The following is an 18296-nucleotide window of genomic DNA, read 5'->3' on the forward strand; positions in this document are numbered from 1 at the left end:
GCTCCAGGCGGCGGTGCACCGGACGGTGCGGCCCGCCTCGGGGAGGCGGGCCGCACACTCAGGTCAGCTCAGGCCCGAGATGGTGTCGCGGACCTTCGTGATGATCTCGTCGGGGATCGGCGCGTACTTGGCGTCGGCCAGCTGCTGCTGTCCGGCCTCGCTCGCGATGTAGGTGAGGAAGGACTTGGTGGCGGCCAGGGTGTCGGCCTTGTTGCCCTTCTCGCAGACGATCTCGTACGTGACCAGGGTGAGCGGGTAGGCGCCCTCCTCGGTCGGCTTGTAGTTCAGCTCCAGCGCCAGGTCCTTGCCGGTGCCGGCGACCTTGGCCGTGGCGATGGCCTTGGTGGCGTTCTCCACGGTGGCCTTGACGGGCTCGCTGGCCTCGGTCTTCAGGTCGACGGTGCCGATGCCGTCACCGGCGTAGGAGAGCTCGAAGTAGGAGATGGCGCCCTCGGTCTGCTTCACCTGCTGGGCCAGGCCGGAGGAGCCCTGCGCGGACTGGCCGCCCTTGGCCTGCCAAGCCTTGCCGCCCGAGTACTTCCAGTCGGAGGGCGCGACGGCCTTCAGGTACTTGGTGAAGTTGTCCGTGGTGCCGGAGTCGTCCGAGCGGTGGAACGTCTGGATCTTGGTGCTCGGCAGCTTGGCGTCGGGGTTCAGCTTGCCGATCGCCTCGTCGTTCCACTTGGTGATCTTGCCGTCGAAGATCTGGGCCAGCGTGGCGGCGTCCAGGGTCAGGCTGTCGACGCCCGGGACGTTGTAGCCGACCGCGATCGGGCCGCCGACCATCGGGAGGTCGATGGCCGCGTTGTTCGCGCAGGCCTTCTTGGCGGCGGTGACCTCTTCGGGCTTCAGCGGCGAGTCGGAGCCGGCGAAGGCCGTCTGGCCCTGGGTGAACGCCGTGATGCCGGCGCCCGAGCCCGTCGGGTTGTAGTTGATCTGCACGCCCTTGCAGGAGGCGGAGTACGCCTTGATCCAGGCGTCGATCGCGTTCTTCTGCGCGGAAGACCCGGAGGCCTGCAGCTGTCCCTTGGCGTCGTCGCACTTGATGGCGCTGTTGCCGGCCGTGGCCGAGTTGCCGCCGTCGGTGCTCTTGCCGGTGTCGTCCGAGCCGCACGCCGTGAGGGCCAGGGCGCCGGAGACGGCGACAGCACCGAGGGAGAGGGCGCGAAGCCGGTTCTTGCGCTGAAGCTTCACTTTCGGGAGTTCCTTCCAGGAGCCGCCCACACTTGGCGGCGCGCGAAGTCGGTGTATGCGGGCGCCTCGTCCAGCAAGCGCTCCGCACCGGGTAAGGCCGAAATTAGGCAGAACAGGTGAAGCCGCCGACTGGCGTGAGTGAACGGGGGGTGAACCCCTGAGGGCGGTGCGGTGAGGTCACGGAACGCTCACGTCGAGGACACGGGCCGGTTTCGGACAACTCGGGAAACTCGGGTCACCTTGGAAACACTAGGCAACGGGACACCGTCATCCGGGTTTCCACACTCGCGGACGGCGGTGCGGGCGTGGCGGATACTCCGGCTGCCGTAGGCCGACCGGGCGTCCGGGTACGACCGCGGTCCTGCGGTGCCGTCAGGCGGGGTCCCCGGGGGCCGGCCGGGCGCGAGCTGTCTCCTGGGCGAAGCGCAGGGTGGCGAGCAGGGCGTCGACCAGGTCCCGGTCCCGGGGCTGGGTCAGCCGGAGGCGGGCCGTGGCCGGCGAGAGCCACAGGATGCGGTCGACCTCACGGTTCGGAGTGAAGTGGCCGTCCGTCGCCTCGGCGGCCCAGTAGCGGACCTCCTTGGGCCGGCCGCCGACGGTGTAGCGCAGGGCGGGCAGCAGGGCGCCCGGTTCCGCGGCGTACCCCGTCTCCTCCTCGACCTCGCGCAGCGCGCCGGTCAGGGGGTCCTCGCCGGGTTTCAGCTTGCCCTTCGGGTGGGACCAGTCGTCGTACTTCGGCCGGTGGACCAGACAGAGCCGGAGTTCGCCGCTGCCGGGGGAGCGGCGCCACAGCACGCAGCCCGCCGCCCGGATCATGGTGCCGGTCATGGGGTGCTCATGGCCTCCTCCCGCCCGCCGCGGCCGGTCGGCCGCGCGTGGCTCGATCGCGCGGTCAGCCGGTGCCGACCGCGGCCTTCTGCCAGGACTGCTGGAAGGCGAACCGCGCCGCCTCCACTTCGTGCCTTTGGTCGGCGTGCAGCACACCGAGCGCGTACGCCGTCGCCGGGGCGATGCGCGGGGTGCGCGCGGCCGCAGCCGCGGCCGCGGCCGCCTCCGCCGCGTCGCGGTGCTGGTTCAGGGCCCGGCCCGCGTTCAGCAGGCGGACGTCCAGGGGGCCCTCTCCGCCGTACAGGACCTCGCGCGCGTAGCGGTGCAGCCGCAGCAGCAGGCGGACCTGGTGCCAGGGGGCGTCCTGCGGCTGGGAGGCCGGGTCGGCGGAGAGGCCGTGCACGAGGGCCTCGGCGTTGTAGGGGTGCCCCGCGGTGATCAGCGGCAGCGCGGTGACCGCGTCGCACAGGCGCTCCTCGGCCGCGGCGGCCGGACGGCGCAGGTCGGCGGCGGCCGCCGCCGGTGTCAGCGGGACCTCGCTGGCGAGGACGGCGACGCTGTCGGCGACCGCGTGGAAGCGGCTGGAGCCGAGGGCCTGCAGGGCCGCCGAGTGGGCTCGCGTCCGGGCGAGGGTCAGCTGCCGTTCGAGCAGCGCGCCCGCCTTCGCGGCGCCGACGGTGAGGTGGCCGCGCGCCGGGAGACCGGGGCTCGGGGCGACGGGGCCCGCCGCCGGGGGTTCCGCCTGATCCGCCGCCGCCCGGTCCGATCCCGCCCGGTCCGGCCGTCCGCCCATGCTGGTGGCACCCGGCCGGACCGCGGAGGCGGCGGCCTGGGCCGGGAAGGCGGCCGAGCCGGAGAGGCGGTGCAGGGCCAGCAGCAGGCGTTCCAGCCGGGCCGCGTACGCGTGTTCGCGGGCCAGCGTGCCGGAGAGCCAGGCCAGTTCGGGTCGCATGGACTCCGACCACTCGGCGTCGAGCAGCGGGCGGAAGGTGTGGAGGGTGCCGCTGATGCGGCGGGCCGAGCGGCGCAGGGCGCGCGCCGCGTCGACGGAGTCCTGCGGGCTGCTCTCCGCGGGCTTCGGCCGCGCCCGGGCGGCGGCACCGCCGTCGCCGCCGGCGTCCCGGTGCTGCCGCAGCGAGCGCAGGAACTCCGTCGCCTGGGCCCGCAGATAGCCCGCGAGCGCCTCACCGGTGGGGGCGCCCCGCAGCTCGTCGAGGCCCCCGCCGGGGAGGGCCGGGCGGGCGGAGGACCCGGCGGTGGGGCCCTGGGGATCAAGGTGTCGCTGTGCCACGCCGGCGCCTCCGGGCGTCTATGAGCATCTCCTGGACGTTGCGCAGGGGCTGGCCGTCCGCGTCGGTCGCGTGCCGGGTCCACTCGCCGTCGGGGCCCAGGTGCCAGGAGGAGGTCGTGTCGGACATGCCGGTCTCCAGCAGCCGGTTCAGGGCGGCCCGGTGAGCCGGGTCGGTGACCCTGACCAGCGCTTCGATCCGTCGGTCGAGGTTGCGGTGCATCATGTCGGCGCTGCCGATCCACACCTCGGGTTCGCCGCCGTTGCCGAAGCCGAAGACCCGGGAGTGTTCGAGGAAGCGGCCGAGTATCGAGCGGACCCGGATGTTCTCGGACAGGCCGGTGACGCCCGGGCGGACGGCGCAGATCCCGCGGACCCACACGTCGACCTGCACGCCGGCCTGCGACGCGCGGTACAGGGCGTCGATGATCGCCTCGTCCACCATCGAGTTGACCTTGATGCGGACGTGCGCGGGACGTCCGGCGTTGTGGTGCTGGACCTCCTTGTTGATCCGTGAGATCAGGCCGTCGCGCAGGGACTTGGGGGCGACGAGGAGCCGGCGGTAGGTCTCGCGGCGCGAGTAGCCCGAGAGCCGGTTGAAGAGGTCCGAGAGGTCCGCCCCGACCTGCGGGTCGGCGGTGAGGAGGCCCAGGTCCTCGTACAGGCGGGCGGTCTTCGGGTGGTAGTTGCCGGTGCCCACGTGGGAGTAGCGGCGGAGCGTGTCGCCCTCCTGACGGACCACCAGCGACAGCTTGCAGTGCGTCTTCAGGCCGACCAGCCCGTACACGACGTGGCAGCCCGACTCCTCCAGCTTGCGGGCCCACTTGATGTTGGCCTGCTCGTCGAAACGGGCCTTGATCTCGACCAGGACGAGAACCTGCTTGCCGGACTCGGCCGCGTCTATCAGGGCGTCCACGATCGGGGAGTCGCCCGACGTCCGGTACAGCGTCTGCTTGATGGCCAGCACGTCGGGGTCGCCCGCCGCCTGCTCCAGGAAGGCCTGGACGGAGGTGGAGAAGGAGTCGTACGGGTGGTGCAGGAGCACGTCGCGCTCGCGCAGCGCGGCGAAGATGTCGGGCGCCGACGCGGACTCGACCTCGGCCAGGTCGCGGTGGGTGCCCGCGATGAACTTCTGGTACTTCAGCTCGGGCCGGTCGAGGTGGCTGATGCCGAAGAGGCCCGTGAGGTCCAGGGGACCCGGCAGCGGGTAGACCTCCGCCTCGCTGATCTTCAGTTCCCGGACGAGGAGGTCGAGCACGTACCGGTCGATGGACTCCTCGACCTCCAGGCGCACCGGAGGCCCGAAGCGGCGCCGCATCAGCTCCTTCTCCAGGGCCTGGAGGAGGTTCTCGGTGTCGTCCTCCTCGACCTCCAGGTCCTCGTTGCGGGTGAGGCGGAAGGTGTGGTGCTCCAGGACCTCCATGCCCGGGAAGAGCTCTTCCAGGTGCGCGGCGATGACGTCCTCGATGGGGACGTAGCGGTCCGGGGAGGCCTCCAGGAAGCGGGAGAGCAGCGGCGGGACCTTGACGCGCGCGAAGTGGCGGTGGCCGCTGACCGGGTTCCGTACGACCACCGCGAGGTTCAGCGAGAGGCCGGAGATGTACGGGAAGGGGTGCGCGGGGTCGACCGCCAGCGGGGTCAGGACCGGGAAGATCTGGTGCCGGAAGAGCGTGAAGAGGCGGGCCTGCTCCTTCTCGGTCAGCTCGTTCCAGCGGACCAGGTGGATGCCCTCCTCGGCCAGCGCGGGGGCGACGTCCTCCTGGTAGCAGGCCGCGTGCCGGGCCATGAGCTCGCGCGAGCGGGCCCAGATCATCTCCAGCACCTCGCGGGGCTGGAGTCCGGAGGCGGAGCGGGTGGCGACGCCGGTGGCGATGCGGCGCTTGAGGCCGGCCACCCGGACCATGAAGAACTCGTCCAGGTTGCTCGCGAAGATCGCCAGGAAGTTCGCGCGTTCCAGCAGGGGCGTGTTCGGGTCCTCGGCGAGTTCGAGCACCCGCTCGTTGAACGCCAGCCAACTGCGCTCCCGGTCCAGGAAGCGGCCCTGGGGCAGCTGGACGCCGTCCTGGACGGTGTCCTCGTACGCGTCGAGATCGGCGTCGAGGTCCGGTTCGAGGTCGGATACGTTCGCCGCCACGGTGTGGGGCCGGTGCGCGGCGATGGAGCCCACGGAGGGCTGCGGGTGCTGGACCTGTGCCTGGGCGCTGGGCTGGTTCATGGACCCATTCTTCCGCGCCGGGGGCGGTACAGGCGCGTCGGAGAGGGCGGGCGGGAGCGCGACGGCGAAACGACCGCTCCCCCCGGCCTTCCCGTTCTCCGGGGGAAGCGAGGGCTCGGGCACGGCGGGGTTCATTCGGTGAGGGTCGCAAGCCCGTCTGAATCGATGGTTACGGCGACATGACGTGCGGGATATCGGGGGGCGGCTCCGGGGAGTCCCGGGAGCCCTGTGCGGCCCCCCGTCCCGTCCGCTCCGGGGGGGCCGGCGGGTCCCCCGGAACGGACCCGCCCGCGCGGGTCCGGTACGCCCCGCCCCCCGTGCGGGACGTACCGGGAGGCGGGGTCAGGCCGTACGGCGCCTCAGCAGGGCGTAGGCGGCGGCCACCGCCCCGGCGGCGATCGCGAGGACGATCCCGGACTCCACCAGCTGGAGGGGCCAGAAATGGGATCCGGGGTGGTAGGTGGCCCAGAAGTCGCTGATCCCGGCGTCCGCCATGCAGCGCCTGATCTCGGCCGCGCCGCCCCACTCCGTGCACGCCGTGTCGTTGCCGATGCTGGTGCCGTCCAGGGTGATCACGCCGTGTTCGAGGACCTGGACGCCCGCCGGGGGGTTCAGGGCGTCGGTGCCGGTCAGGGTGTCGGCCGGCCACAGGCTCGGGCGGTACGTGTTGCCCAGGACGTACACGACGAGCAGCGCGGCGAAGGAGGCGCCCAGGGCGGCCAGCGAGCGGCGCGTCAGGATGCCCGCGAGGACGCCGAGGGCCAGTCCGCACAGGGCGTAGGCGACGGTGACGACTCCGTTGGCGTGGAAGACGTCCGCGTCGTACCAGGAAGCCCAGAGGAGCTCCCGCCCGCCGTTCCACATCATCCGGTGCAGCGGGACGAGGAGAGCGGTCCCGGCGGTGACGAGCAGCGCCGGGACGGCGAGCTTGGCGGTCAGCCAGCGGGCCGGGGAGACGGACTGGGTCCAGGCGAGCTGTGCGGTGCCGCTCTCCAGTTCGCGGGCGGTCAGCGTGGCACCCGCCCAGGCCGCGATCAGCAGCGGCAGGTGGGCGACGGTGAGGGTGGTGGCCGCGACGGCCAGGCCGTAGCGGTAAGACCAGGGCCCGGACACGACATCGCAGTAGTCCATGCCGGCGCCGCAGCCGCTGCGGGACTCCGCGAGGGCGTCGTCGAAACCGGGTCCGTGCGCCCACAGCATCGCCGCGGACGCCGCCGTGACCAGCGCCGGCCAGCACCACAGCGCGGGGCGGTGCAGGCGCAGCACGGCCCAGGGCAGGCCCCGGAGGGCGCCGCTGACCGTGAAGGAGCGCGAGGGGGCCGCCTCCTTCGTCGCGGCGGTGCCGGTCCTCGTGACGGTGGCGCCGGTGAGGCGCATCCCGTTGCCGGTGCCCTCGGTGCGCCGCTTCAGCACCCGGAAGGCGGCGAGGACGGTGAGGGCGGTCAGGGCGAGGGCCGCGCCGGTCGCCGAGAGCTGCAGGGGCCAGTAGTGGGAGGCGGGCTGGATGTCGCTGTAGAAGCCGGTGAGGTGAAGCCGGTCGAAGGTGCCGGCGCAGGTCCTGGCGGGGTCCCACGCCGAGACGCAGTGCGGCACGGGCAGCTGGGTGCCGGCGGAGTCGACGACACCGCGGTCGGTGGCGAGGCCGCCGTACCAGGGGCCCTCCTTGAGGCTCGTGGTCCGCGTGACGGGCGGCCAGAACCAGGCGCGGTACTGGTTGAGGGCGTACCAGACGGCGCCGGTGGCCGCCGCGGTGACGGCGAGGGCGGCCAGGGTCCGGCGCAGCAGCAGGCCGGTGAGGGCGCCGGCGGCCAGGGCGAACAGGGCGAGCGCGACGGTGGTCGGGCCGTTGGCCTGGAAGACGAGGATGTCGTGCCACGCGAGGCTGTTGCCGCCGCGGCCCGCGTCCCACATCAGGTGGTGCAGCAGGACGAGCGGAACGGTCCCCGCGGTGACGAGCAGCGCCGGGACGGCGAGCTTGGCGGCCAGCCAGCGGGCCGGGGAGACGGACTGGGTCCAGGCGAGCTGTGCGGTGCCGCTCTCCAGTTCGCGGGCGGTCAGCACGGCGCCCGCCCAGGCCGCGACGAGCAGCGGCAGCAGAGTGACGGTCCAGTGCGCGTACGTCGAGGCGTCCTTGAACGCCATGTACGCGTCCTGGTCGTACGAGCAGGAGTAGTCGCAGGCCCGCAGGCGCCGGTACGCGGCGACCGCGGGTCCGGCGAGCGAGCCGTACGCCCACAGCATCAGTGCGGCGGCGGCGGCGACCAGGGCCGCCCACCCGTACAGGGCGGCACGGTGCACCCGCAGCAGCGCGCGCACGGTGCCCGGGCGCCCGGCCTCCGGGTGGGTCGTCACGGGGGTGTCGGCCGTGGTGAGGGCGGTCATGCGGCGGGCCCCGGGGCGGTGGCGCGGTGCGACGGGCCGAGGATCAGGTCGGGTGCGTCGGGGCTGCGCAGGTGCGCGAGCAGCAGTTCCTCGAGGGAGGGGGCGCTGGTTTCGCCGCCGTCCGTGAGGGGGCCCTGCGGCCGGACGAGGGCGGTCAGCTGGCGTCCGGCGGTGCGGGACTCGATCACGGTGTGCGGAGCGAGGTCGCGGGCCGGGCCCGTGGTGAGCACGTGGGCGGCCAGCAGGTCGTCCAGGTCGCCCGCCATGCGCACCCGACCGCCGCCGAGCAGGACCAGGTGGTCGCAGGAGTTCTCCAGTTCGGAGACGACGTGCGAGGACATCACCACGCTGGTGCCCCGCTCGGCGGACTCCGCCAGCAGGACGCCCATCAGCTTGTGGCGGGCCAGCGGGTCGAGGTCGGCCATCGGCTCGTCCAGCAAAAGGAGTTCGGGCCGCTTGGCGAGGGCGAAGGCGAGGGCGACCCGGGTGCGCTGGCCGCCGGAGAGGGCGCGGATCCGGGCCTTGGGGTCGAGGCCGCCGGCCGCCACGATCCGTTCGGCGACCCCGGGGTCCCAGCCGGCCGGGTTGAGCTCGTGGCCGAGGCGCAGCGTCTCGGCGACGGTGAGCTGCGGGTACAGCGGCTTGTTCTGGGCGACGTAGGCGATGCGTGCGCGGGCCGCGGCCGGGTGCGTGCCGAGCACGGTGAGCGCGCCCTCGGTCGTCCCGAGCACGCCGGCCGCGAGGGCCAGCAGCGTGGACTTCCCGGCGCCGTTCGGGCCGACGACGGCGCAGACCCGCCCGGCGGGCAGCCGCAGCGTGCAGTCGCGCAGGGCCCAGCCTCCCCGGCGCCCGAACCGCTTGCCCAGTCCGGCCGCCTCGATGGCGGTGTCGGTCATCCCCGGCCCCTCTCGGTGTTCATGCGCTGGTCCCCCTCGGTGTTCGTGAACTGCTCCAGTACGGCGGTGAAGAGCGCCGCCACGTCCTCCCGGTCCAGGCCGGCCGCCCGGGCCCGCGCGGCCCAGTCGTCCAGTTCCGCCCGCAGCGGCGAGTCCGCCGGGGCGGCGCCCAGGGAGCGCTGGACGAAGGTGCCGAGACCTCGCCGGGCCTCGACCAGACCTTCGCGTTCCAGTTCGCGGTAGGCCTTGAGGACGGTGTTCGGGTTGATCGCGGTGGCTTCCACGACCTCGCGAGCCGTGGGAAGCCGGTCGCCCGGTTCGAGCAGACCGAGGCGCAGCGCCTGCTTGGTCTGCTGGACGATCTGCAGATAGGTGGCGACGCCGCTGCGCCGGTCGATGCGGTACTCGACCACGCGGACAACCCCCTTTCACTAATCAAGTAGTGAAAGGGTGGTGCAAGGGCGTGTCCGTGTCAAGCGCGGTCGGGTCCGGGGCACCCCCAACTCCGGGAAAGCGCCCGGAGGAAGACGGCCCGACCCGTCGTGAACCGATCCGGGGGGCTCGTCCGATGATGGGGCGTGAGGGATACGAGAAGCGACGGGGAGCTGCTGCGGGCCATCGCGGCGGACGGGGACCGGCGCGCCTTCGAGGAGCTGTACCGGCGGTTCGCGCCGTGGCTGACCGCGCGGCTGCGCGGCCGCTGCGCCGACGCCGGAGTGGTCGACGACGTCGTGCAGGAGACATTTCTCGCCGTGTGGCGCGGCACCGCCCGCTACCGCGAGGAGGGTGACCCGGCCGGCTGGCTGTGGCGCATCGGCTCCCGCCGGCTGATCGACACCCTGCGCGGCGACGGGGCCCGCGGACGGCTGCGCCAGGCCCTGGCCCGGCTGCGGCACCGGGACGAGGCCTCCGCCGAGGAGCGGGTGCTGGCCGGTGTCGAGCACGGCGACCTCGCCGGTGCGCTGACCCGGCTCTCGCCCGAGCTGCGGGCGGTCCTGCAGGCCACCGTCGTCGACGGGCTCACGACCCGGGAGGCGGCCGTCCTGCTCGGCATCCCGCCCGGCACGGTCAAGACACGGGCCTCACGCGCCCGCAAGCAGCTGCGGGAGGCGCTGGCATGAACGGAAACGACACGACCTGGCACGTGCCGGAGGAGGACCTGCAGGCCTACGCGCTCGGTGAGCTGGCGGCGCCGCGGCTGTGGTCCGCCGACACCCACCTCGCCGCCTGCGCGCGGTGCCGGGAGGCGCTCGGCGACGTCGTCGGACCGGCCGCCCTGGACGCGGGCTGGGCCCGGCTGGACGCCGAACTCGACGCCCCGCGGCCCGGACTCCTCGAAGCGCTGCTGGTGCGGATCGGCGTCGCCGACCACACGGCGCGGCTGCTCGCCGCGACACCCGTGCTCCGGCGCGCCTGGCTCGTCGCCGTGGTCGCCGTCCTGATGACGACCGTCGCCGCGGCGTCCGCCGTACGGGCCGCCCAGTCGCCCACGCTGTTCCTCGCCCTCGCGCCGCTGCTCCCGCTGGCCGGGGTCGCGCTGTCCTACGGGCCCGCGCTCGACCCGACGTACGAGATGGCCGTCGTCGCCCCGACCCACGGGTTCCGGCTGCTGATGATCCGTACGGTCGCCGTGCTCGCCACCGGGACCGGGCTCAACGGACTGGCCACCCTCGCGCTTCCCGGGTACGGACTGCGCGCGGTCGCCTGGCTGCTGCCCGCGCTCGCCCTCACCGGCCTCGCCCTCGCGCTGACCCCCCGGCTGGGGCCGGTCGCCGCGCCCGTCCTGGTCGGCGGGGCCTGGATCGGGCTGCTGCTGGTGGCCGGCCACGGGAGCGAGGGAATCCTCGCGCCGTTCACCGCGGCGGGCCAGGGCGTCGCCGCGGCCGTCGCACTGCTCGCCGCCGGACTGCTGTACGCCGTCCGCGACCGTTTCGACTCGTCCACCGCCTCGATCCACAGGAGTGCCGCATGACCTCCGCCTTCCCCGGTGGCGCCCCCACCGTGTCGGCCGCCGGACTGACCCTCCGCTACGGCGGCACCCCCGCCCTCGACGACGTCTCGCTGCGGCTCGCCGACGGCGTCACGGGGCTGCTGGGACCCAACGGCGCCGGCAAGACCACCCTGCTGCGGGTGCTGGCGACCGCCCTGCCCGCCGACCGCGGTTCGTTCACGGTGCTCGGCCGCGACCCGGGCACCACGGCCGGCCGGCAGGAGGTGCGCCGCGCGCTCGGTTACCTGCCGCAGACCCCCGGCTTCCACCCGGACTTCAGCGCCTTCGAGTTCGTCGACTACGTGGCGATCCTGAAGGAACTGACCGACCGTGCTGCCCGCCACGCCGAGGTGCGGCGGGTGCTCGACGCCGTCGGCCTCTCCGACGTGCGCGCCCGGCGCATCAAGAAGCTCTCCGGCGGGATGCGGCAGCGGGTCGCCCTCGCCGCCGCGCTCGTCGGCGACCCCGGATTCCTCGTCCTGGACGAGCCGACGGTCGGACTCGACCCCGAACAGCGGATGCGTTTCCGGGAGTTGATCGCCCGGGCGGGCGAGGGCCGGACGGTCCTGCTCTCCACCCACCAGACCGAGGACGTGGCGATGCTCTGCCACCGGGTGATCGTCATGGCCCACGGCCGGATCCGCTTCGCGGGCACCCCGGCCGAGCTGACCGCCAGGGCGGCGGGCCGGGTGTGGAGCAGCGCCGAACGCGCCCCGCACGCGAAGGCCGGCTGGCGCACCGGCACCGGCGCCTTCCGCAACGTCGGGGACCCACCACCCGGGGCGGAGCTGCTCGAACCGACCCTGGAGGACGGCTACCTGCTCACCCTCGACGGCGAGCCCGCGGAGGTGGCGGCATGAGCGTCACGGTCACCGGAACGGCCCCCGCGGCTACCGCGCCGGCCACCCGCCGCCCGCGCCGGCCCCGCACGGCGGCCGTGCTCGCACTGGCCCGCGTCGAGACCCGCGAACTGCTGCTGCAGATACCGGTGTCCGCTCTGCTGGTCCTGTACCTCGGCTACACCTGCTGGCAGTTGTGGCCCGGCAGTGCACCCATGGACGCGTTCCCGGCCCTCCAGGACGCCGACCGGGCCACGCAGGACCGGCCCCTGCTCGTCGCCGTCGCCGTACTCGTCTGCGCCAACCGGGCCGTCCTGCGTTCCCGCCGGCGCGGCACCGACCAGAGCTTCGACGTGCTCGTCGTCGAGCCGTGGCGGCGTACGGCGGCCCACGCGCTGTCGGTCGTCCCCGTCGCCGTGCTCACCGCGCTGGTCGTCGCCCTCGACTTCACCCGCACGGCGCTCAGGCCGGGCGCGGTCGGCCACGGCTCCGCCGCCGAACTGGCCGTGGGCCCGCTGACGGTCCTGCTGGCCGGCGTCGTCGGGGTGCTGCTCGCCCGCCTGGTCCCGTCCGCCTTCGCCGCCCCGCTCCTCGTGGTCGGCGCCCTGGTCCTGGCGACCCTGCTGTCCGCCGGCCCGGCGGACAGCAGGGTGCAGTGGCTGCGACCGGTCGTCACCGACGTCGGCACGGACCCGCTCCCCTCCGACCTGCTGGGCCGCCCCGCCGCCTGGCACGCGCTGTATCTGCTGGGACTCGCCGCCGCCCTGGCCTGCGCGGCGGTCCTCGCCTCCGGTGGGCGCACCCGGCTCGTCGCGGCCATGACGGCCGCCGCGCTGGCCGCCACGGGCGCCGGGGTGGCCGGGCAGTCGTCCGGCGACCCGGCGGCGCTGGCCGCGGCCCGCGAGAAGGCCTCCGTCAGCCCGGAGAAGGTGCAGTCCTGCCTCACCCGCGGCCGGTCCACGTACTGCGCCTACCCCGAGTGGGCCCCCTGGACCGCCGAGTGGGACCGGGTCGTCGGACGCGTGCGCTCCCTCGCGGGCGGCGCCGCCGCGGGCATGCCGCTGACCGTACGGCAGCGCGTCGACGCCCGGTACGGCCCGGACGGTGACGCCTCGCTGGTCCCCTCGCGCACCCCCGGCCTGGTGACCGCGGGCACCCGCTGGGGCGGCAACCGGGTGCCCGAGTTCGCGGTCGCGGTCGCCTCGGTCCTGGTGACGGGCGACGAGAACACCATGAGCACCGTGTGCGACGCCCGTGTGGTCACCGTCATGTGGCTCGCGCTCGGCGCCGAGTCCGACCCGGTCTCCGCCTTCGGCCACGTCCGCCTCGACGACAACGTCAGCGGCCCCGGCATCGCGCTCACCCCGACGAACCCGCTCTCCATGACCGCCGGGCAGACCGCCGTCGTCCGCGAGCTGCTCCGCAAGCCGCGCTCCGGCGTCACCGCCAAGGTGAAGGCCCATTGGGCGGAGCTGACCTCTCCGGGAACGACGACGGCACGGGCGGCGGAGCTGCTCGACGTGCCGGCGCCCGAGGGGGCCGACGCATGCGGGGAATGACCCGGGCCCTGATGCGGCCCGTGCTGCGGACGCTGCCCTGGCGGGCGCCCGCCGCGGGTGCGGCCCTCGGCCTGCTGCTCGCCGGGATCCCGCGGCTGCTCTCCGGGCCGCCCGACGCGTGGCTGTCCCTGATCCTCCTGCGCGCCGCGATGCTCGCCTGCGCCCTCGGGGTCGCGTTCCTCCTCGACGATCCCGCCCGGCACACCACCGCGGCCGTCCCGGCCCGGCGCACGCTGCGCACCGGGCTGCGCGTGGCGCTCCTCGTCCCGCCGGCCGTGCTCTGGTGGGCGGCGGTCCTCGCCCTCGTGCCGGAGGCGGTACGTCCGCCGGTGGGGGCGGTGAGCCTGGAGGCGGCCGCCGCCGTGGTCCTCGCCCTGGCCGCCGCGGCGGCGGCGGTGCGCATCTCCGACGAGGCCGAGCCGGGCGTGGGGGCGGCCGTCACGGTGCTGGTCGCCGCCGTCGCCGGTCCGCTGCTGGCACCGCACCGGTGGACCCCGTTCGTCTCCGTCGGCGACGAGCGCTGGGCCGCGGCGCACCACCAGTGGGGCCTGCTCCTCGCCGCCGGAGCGGTGGCCTGCGCGGTGCTCGCGCCGGAACCCCTGCGCGGCAGGGCCGGGTTCGGGCGACGGCCGCCCGTCCCGACCGGGTAGGCCCCCCGGACGGGCGGCGGGACGCCGTCACGACTCCGTGCGGTACATCAGGTCCGTCTCGTAGGTCGAGAAGCCGAGCCGCTCGTACACGGTCACCGCCGCCTTGTTGTCCGCGTCCACGTACAGCATCGCGGTCGGCAGGCCCTGCGCCGCGAGGTGCCGGAGCCCGATCGTCGTCAGGGCCCGGCCGAGACCGCCGCCCTGCGCACCGGGGCGGACCCCGACGACGTACACCTCGCCCAGCCGCTCCTCGGCGTGCACCTTCGTCCAGTGGAAACCGGCGAGTTCACCGTCGCGGAACGCGAGGAAGAAGCCGGCCGGGTCGAACCACGGCTGCGCCGTCCGGTCGTCCAGGTCCCGCTGGGTGAGGGAGCCCTGCTCGGGGTGGTGCGCGAAGGCCTCGGCGTTGGCCGCGAGCCAGGCCGCGTCGTCCCGGCCCGGCACGAAGGTGCGGACGGTGACGCCCTCCGGCAGCACCGGTTCGGGCAGCTCCAGGTCGGTCAACGGCCGCCGCATCTGGCGCAGTTCACGGAACAGGGTCAGTCCGAGCACCTGGCCCAGGTGCCGGGCGGCCGAGTGCCCGCCGTGCGCCCAGACCCGCAGCCGCTTGCCGGACGCGGCCAGCAGCGCCGTGCCCAGCGCCCGCCCGTGTCCGCGTCCGCGGTACGAGGGGTGCACGACCAGCTCGGCCGCCGGTGCCTCCACCGGGTCGGTGTCCTCCAGTTGCGCGTATCCGACGAGGGTCCCGCCCACCGTCAGCAGCAGATGCCGTACGCCCTCGCGCTCACCGCCGCTCAGCCGCAGGCGCCCCTGCTCGGACACCGCCTGCTGCCCGTCGGTCCGGGCGGCCTCGCCGAGCAGGTCGAGCACGGCCCCGGCCTGTTCGGGCGAGAGCTCCGCGCAGGTCTCGATGGAGCGGGAGAGGGCGCCGGGTGCGAAGTCGTCGCTGGTCATGGATACGAGGGTACGGCGCGAAGATTTCCGGACAAGGAGCCGGGCGCGGCGGGGCGTGCGTGGCGTCGGCCGGGCGGTCCGCCGACGGGGCGCACCCGGGAACGGTGGGGCAATTCGGAGAAGCGTCGGCCGAATGGCAACCAGTCCGTAACCCGAACCCCCTGTTGCGCTACGCGCGTTGATTCTAGGCTGCGCCCCAGCCACAGCCGTACCACGCTCCCACAGGGGGGAACCCATGCTGCCGACGCCCCGGCACCGACGCACCCGTCGCACACTCGCCGCCGCCGCAGGCCTCGCCACCGTCGGTGCGCTGGCCGCCGCGATGCCCGCGAGCGCCGGACAGGACACCGCGACCGCCCGCCACCACCAGGACAGCGGCCGCTACCAGGATGTACAGCTGCTGTCCTTCAACGACCTGCACGGCAACCTGGAGCCCCCGACCGGGTCCTCCGGCCGGGTCACGCACCTCAACGCGGACGGCACCACCAAGACGATCGACGCGGGCGGTGTCGAGTACCTCGCCACGCACCTGCGCGAGGCCCGCCAGGGCAACAAGTACTCCATCACGGCCGCCGCCGGTGACATGGTCGGCGCCTCTCCGCTGGTCTCGGGCCTCTTCCACGACGAGCCCACGATCGACGCGCTGAACAAGCTCGACCTGGACGTCACGAGCGTCGGCAACCACGAGTTCGACGAGGGCTCCAAGGAGCTGGCCCGCCTCCAGCACGGCGGCTGCCACCCGACGGACGGCTGTTACGAGGACGGCGAGGAGTTCGAGGGAGCCGACTTCCCCTACCTGGCGGCGAACGTCACCAAGGAGAAGACCGGCAAGCCGCTCCTCAAGCCCTACTGGGTCTGGAAGAAGAACGGCGTCAAGGTCGGCTTCATCGGCGTGACCCTGGAGGGCACCCCGAACATCGTGTCCGCCGAGGGCGTCAAGGGCCTGAAGTTCGGCGACGAGGTCGAGACGATCAACAAGTACGCCAAGGAGCTCAAGAAGCAGGGCGTGAAGTCGATCGTCGCGCTGATCCACGAGGGCGGCGCGCCCGCCTCGACGGCGTACAACTACGACTGCGACAGCCCCGGCGCCGGCGACGGCATCTCGGGGCCGATCGTCGACATCGCCAAGAACGTCACCCCGGCGGTGGACGCGCTGGTCACCGGCCACACCCACCAGGCGTACGCCTGCACCATCGCGGACCCGGCGGGCAACCCGCGCATGGTCACCTCGGCCGCGTCCTTCGGCCGCCTCTACACGGACACCACGCTGACGTACGACCGCTGGACGGGCGACATCGCGCGTACGGCGGTGAAGTCCGCGAACCACGTGGTCACCCGCGACGTGGCGAAGGCCGCGGACATGACCGGCCTGATCACCAAGTGGAAGGCGCTGGCCGCCCCGGTCGCCTCGCGTCCGATCGGCTACATCGCCGGTGAGATCCCCAGCACCGGCACCGAGTCCCCGCTCGGCGACCTGATCGCGGACGCCCAGCTGGCCCACGCCAAGTCCCTCGACGCCGAGGCCGACCTCGCGCTGATGAACCCGGGCGGCATCCGCGCCGGACTCACCTACGCGTCCAGCGGGGGCGAGGGCGACGGCGTGGTGACGTACGGAGAGGCGTACACCGTCCAGCCGTTCGCCAACACCGTCAACCTGGTCGACCTCAAGGGCTCCCAGGTGATCACCGCGCTGCAGCAGCAGGTCAGCGGGGCCAACGAGAGCGCGCCGAAGATCCTGCAGGTCTCCAAGGGCCTCACCTACACCCTGGACCTGACCAAGACCGGCGCGGCCCGCGTCGTCGCCGACTCGGTCAGGCTCAACGGCACGGCGATCGACCCGGCCGCCACCTACCGCGTCGCGATGAACTCCTTCCTCGCGGGCGGCGGCGACGGCTTCACCGAGCTCGGCAAGGGCGCGAACATGCTCGTCGGCAGCGACGACCTGGCGGCGCTCGAGTCGTACCTGACGGCCAACTCCTCGGCCACGGCGCCGTACCCGGTGCCGACGGCGGACCGGATCACGGTCGTCAAGTAGGGCGCACACCGTGAGGTGGATCGCATACCTCCGGTAGAGGTTGCGGGCGAGGGCGGTACGCATGGTCAGATGAGACGATGCGTACCCCCCACCGCATAACGACGCATCCCTTGCCGAACCCCTACGAAGAACTCGGCGCCCTCGACCAGGGCCCGCTGGAGGAGTTCCTCCACGAGGAAGAACCGGCGCCCGGACGGGCGCCGCTGGACGAGTGGCCCCCCGAGGACGCCTGGGCCCCGCCCAACCACCGCCGGGGCTCCCGGCGCCGCCGGCGGCGCTTCGCCGGACTGCCGCTCGCCGTCAAGGCCGTCGTCGGCGTCCTCGTCCTCACCGCCTTCCTCGCCCTCGGCGACCGCTGGGCGCTGCTCTACGCCGAGCACCGGGCGGCCGACGGGCTGAAGGACCAGCTGCACCTCGGCGCCGCACCCGAGGTCGAGATCCGGGGATTCCCCTTCCTCACCCAACTCGCCGACCAGCGGCTCACGTCGGTGAAGGTGACCGTGCCGGACGTCGCGGCCGACCGGGTCTCGCTGGCCGAGGTGTCGGCGACCGCCACCGGCGTACGGATCGTCGGCGGCCCCACCTCCGTACGCGGCGCCCGGATCCCCGCGCTGCGCGGCGAGGTGCTGCTCTCCTTCGACGACCTCAACCGTGAACTCGGCGCCTCCCAGGTCACGTTCACCGGGCACGGCGGCGACGAGGTGCGGGCCCGCGGCACCCTGCCCGTCGCCGGGCACGACCTCGGGCTCCGGGCGGACGCCCGCATCCGCCGCGACGGCGAGCGCGGCATCGCCACGCAGATCGGCGGCATGCGCCTGGACATCGGCGGCCTGGCGACGTACCGGCCGGGCGCGCGCGCCTCGCAGGGGCTTCATCTGACCCCGAAGTCGGCGGCCCGCCTGGGCAGGGAGACCCGCAAGGCGCGGGCCCTGCTCTCGGTCCCGTCGATCGTGCGCCGGCTCGGGATCCCCGACGCGGCGGTCGGACAGGCCCTGCGCGACGACACCCACCTGGCGCGGCTCACCGGGTCGGACCGCTTCGCGCGCCGCGCGATGAGGCTCAACCTCCTCGACGTGGCGGCCGGCCACCCCGAACTGCTCAAGCTGCTCGGGCTGGACCCCGCGCTCCTCGACGGCCTCACCCGGCTCACCCGGCCGGTCCTCGCGGACCGGCTCTCGCTCGGCTTCCGTCTGCCGCAGCCGGCGGACGGCGATCTGCGGCTGCGCGACGTCCGCGTGACGAAGGACGGAATCCGGGTACGGCTGACGGGTTCGGCGCTGGCCGTCGGGCGCTGAACACCGGTCCCGTGGCACGGGTGTGGGGGGGGGGGGGGGGGGGGGGGGGGGGAGGAGGGGGGGGAGGGGGGGGGGGGGGGGGGGGAGGGGTGGGGGGGGGGGGGTGGGGAGGGTCAGCGCGCCATGGGGCAGGTCATGAAGATCGTGAACCAGAAGGTGGCCGGGCTGGCC

General features: G+C 74.0%; 15 protein-coding genes. 7 read left to right on the forward strand and 8 right to left on the reverse strand.

Translation table 11 applies throughout. The annotated features are described in order from the left end of the window. Window positions 1–63 precede the first annotated feature (63 nt). From pstS to ACZ4NT_RS29840, 7 genes are all read right to left on the reverse strand, one after another. Window positions 64–1194 (reverse strand): phosphate ABC transporter substrate-binding protein PstS, encoded by a 1131-nt coding sequence (gene pstS, locus ACZ4NT_RS29810; RefSeq protein ID WP_121402127.1) that lies wholly within the window; start codon window positions 1192–1194, stop codon window positions 64–66. A 372-nt stretch (window positions 1195–1566) separates the two neighbouring features. Next, window positions 1567–2022, reverse strand: coding sequence for an NUDIX hydrolase (locus ACZ4NT_RS29815; RefSeq protein WP_121402128.1), 456 nt, complete (start codon window positions 2020–2022; stop codon window positions 1567–1569). 64 nt (window positions 2023–2086) lie between these two features. Beyond that, window positions 2087–3313: a CHAD domain-containing protein gene (locus ACZ4NT_RS29820; RefSeq protein WP_467728361.1), complete on the reverse strand. Its 1227-nt coding sequence runs from the start codon at window positions 3311–3313 to the stop codon at window positions 2087–2089. Further along, a complete protein-coding gene (locus ACZ4NT_RS29825; protein ID WP_467728362.1) occupies window positions 3294–5525 on the reverse strand; it encodes an RNA degradosome polyphosphate kinase in 2232 nt (743 codons plus the stop codon). The genes ACZ4NT_RS29820 and ACZ4NT_RS29825 overlap by 20 nt, the downstream gene beginning before the upstream one ends. A 342-nt stretch (window positions 5526–5867) precedes the next feature. Further along, window positions 5868–7907 carry an ABC transporter permease gene (locus tag ACZ4NT_RS29830; protein ID WP_467728363.1) on the reverse strand — a complete coding sequence of 680 codons (2040 nt, stop codon included), beginning with the start codon at window positions 7905–7907 and terminating at the stop codon, window positions 5868–5870. Beyond that, complete coding sequence (locus ACZ4NT_RS29835; protein WP_467728364.1) at window positions 7904–8803, reverse strand: ATP-binding cassette domain-containing protein; 900 nt, start codon at window positions 8801–8803, stop codon at window positions 7904–7906. The genes ACZ4NT_RS29830 and ACZ4NT_RS29835 overlap by 4 nt, the downstream gene beginning before the upstream one ends. Beyond that, entirely contained in the window at window positions 8800–9216 is a 417-nt protein-coding gene (locus ACZ4NT_RS29840; RefSeq protein WP_121402132.1) for a GntR family transcriptional regulator, read from the reverse strand. The genes ACZ4NT_RS29835 and ACZ4NT_RS29840 overlap by 4 nt, the downstream gene beginning before the upstream one ends. Window positions 9217–9381: 165 nt before the next feature. Between ACZ4NT_RS29840 and ACZ4NT_RS29845 the strand changes: the two genes are divergently transcribed. From ACZ4NT_RS29845 to ACZ4NT_RS29865, 5 genes are read left to right on the forward strand one after another with little or no spacing between them, the layout of a single operon-like run. Continuing rightward, on the forward strand, window positions 9382–9924 hold the full coding sequence (locus ACZ4NT_RS29845) for an RNA polymerase sigma factor (protein ID WP_121402133.1): 543 nt from the start codon (window positions 9382–9384) through the stop codon (window positions 9922–9924). Then, window positions 9921–10775 carry a cupin domain-containing protein gene (locus ACZ4NT_RS29850; RefSeq protein WP_467728365.1) on the forward strand — a complete coding sequence of 285 codons (855 nt, stop codon included), beginning with the start codon at window positions 9921–9923 and terminating at the stop codon, window positions 10773–10775. The genes ACZ4NT_RS29845 and ACZ4NT_RS29850 overlap by 4 nt, the downstream gene beginning before the upstream one ends. Continuing rightward, a complete protein-coding gene (locus ACZ4NT_RS29855) occupies window positions 10772–11653 on the forward strand; it encodes an ABC transporter ATP-binding protein (RefSeq protein WP_121402135.1) in 882 nt (293 codons plus the stop codon). Before ACZ4NT_RS29850 ends, ACZ4NT_RS29855 begins: the two co-directional genes overlap by 4 nt. Continuing rightward, entirely contained in the window at window positions 11650–13191 is a 1542-nt protein-coding gene (locus tag ACZ4NT_RS29860; protein WP_467728366.1) for an ABC transporter permease, read from the forward strand. Before ACZ4NT_RS29855 ends, ACZ4NT_RS29860 begins: the two co-directional genes overlap by 4 nt. Next, on the forward strand, window positions 13179–13841 hold the full coding sequence (locus tag ACZ4NT_RS29865) for an ABC transporter (protein ID WP_121402137.1): 663 nt from the start codon (window positions 13179–13181) through the stop codon (window positions 13839–13841). Before ACZ4NT_RS29860 ends, ACZ4NT_RS29865 begins: the two co-directional genes overlap by 13 nt. Window positions 13842–13868: 27 nt before the next feature. Here ACZ4NT_RS29865 and mshD read toward each other — a convergent pair whose 3' ends face one another. Continuing rightward, window positions 13869–14795, reverse strand: coding sequence for a mycothiol synthase (gene mshD, locus ACZ4NT_RS29870; protein ID WP_467728367.1), 927 nt, complete (start codon window positions 14793–14795; stop codon window positions 13869–13871). A gap of 235 nt (window positions 14796–15030) precedes the next feature. Here mshD and ACZ4NT_RS29875 point away from each other — a divergent pair, with 235 nt between their 5' ends. Both ACZ4NT_RS29875 and ACZ4NT_RS29880 read left to right on the forward strand, forming a co-directional pair. Further along, window positions 15031–16830 (forward strand): bifunctional metallophosphatase/5'-nucleotidase, encoded by a 1800-nt coding sequence (locus ACZ4NT_RS29875; RefSeq protein WP_121402139.1) that lies wholly within the window; start codon window positions 15031–15033, stop codon window positions 16828–16830. Between the two features lie 77 nt (window positions 16831–16907). After that, window positions 16908–18125 carry an LmeA family phospholipid-binding protein gene (locus tag ACZ4NT_RS29880; RefSeq protein ID WP_121402140.1) on the forward strand — a complete coding sequence of 406 codons (1218 nt, stop codon included), beginning with the start codon at window positions 16908–16910 and terminating at the stop codon, window positions 18123–18125. The last annotated feature ends 171 nt before the right edge of the window (window positions 18126–18296 follow it).

Source organism: Streptomyces sp. NPDC026417 (assembly GCF_055567695.1).

Excerpts from the sequence above, each read along its gene's own strand:
- ACZ4NT_RS29880 (WP_121402140.1), top strand. The coding sequence starts at position 16,908 with ATGCGTACCCCCCACCGCATAACGACGCATCCCTTGCCGAACCCCTAC.
- ACZ4NT_RS29830 (WP_467728363.1), bottom strand. The coding sequence starts at position 7,907 with ATGACCGCCCTCACCACGGCCGACACCCCCGTGACGACCCACCCGGAG.
- ACZ4NT_RS29815 (WP_121402128.1), bottom strand. The coding sequence starts at position 2,022 with ATGACCGGCACCATGATCCGGGCGGCGGGCTGCGTGCTGTGGCGCCGC.
- ACZ4NT_RS29855 (WP_121402135.1), top strand. The coding sequence starts at position 10,772 with ATGACCTCCGCCTTCCCCGGTGGCGCCCCCACCGTGTCGGCCGCCGGA.
- mshD (WP_467728367.1), bottom strand. The coding sequence starts at position 14,795 with ATGACCAGCGACGACTTCGCACCCGGCGCCCTCTCCCGCTCCATCGAG.
- ACZ4NT_RS29865 (WP_121402137.1), top strand. The coding sequence starts at position 13,179 with ATGCGGGGAATGACCCGGGCCCTGATGCGGCCCGTGCTGCGGACGCTG.
- ACZ4NT_RS29825 (WP_467728362.1), bottom strand. The coding sequence starts at position 5,525 with ATGAACCAGCCCAGCGCCCAGGCACAGGTCCAGCACCCGCAGCCCTCC.
- ACZ4NT_RS29860 (WP_467728366.1), top strand. The coding sequence starts at position 11,650 with ATGAGCGTCACGGTCACCGGAACGGCCCCCGCGGCTACCGCGCCGGCC.
- ACZ4NT_RS29835 (WP_467728364.1), bottom strand. The coding sequence starts at position 8,803 with ATGACCGACACCGCCATCGAGGCGGCCGGACTGGGCAAGCGGTTCGGG.
- ACZ4NT_RS29850 (WP_467728365.1), top strand. The coding sequence starts at position 9,921 with ATGAACGGAAACGACACGACCTGGCACGTGCCGGAGGAGGACCTGCAG.
- ACZ4NT_RS29875 (WP_121402139.1), top strand. The coding sequence starts at position 15,031 with ATGCTGCCGACGCCCCGGCACCGACGCACCCGTCGCACACTCGCCGCC.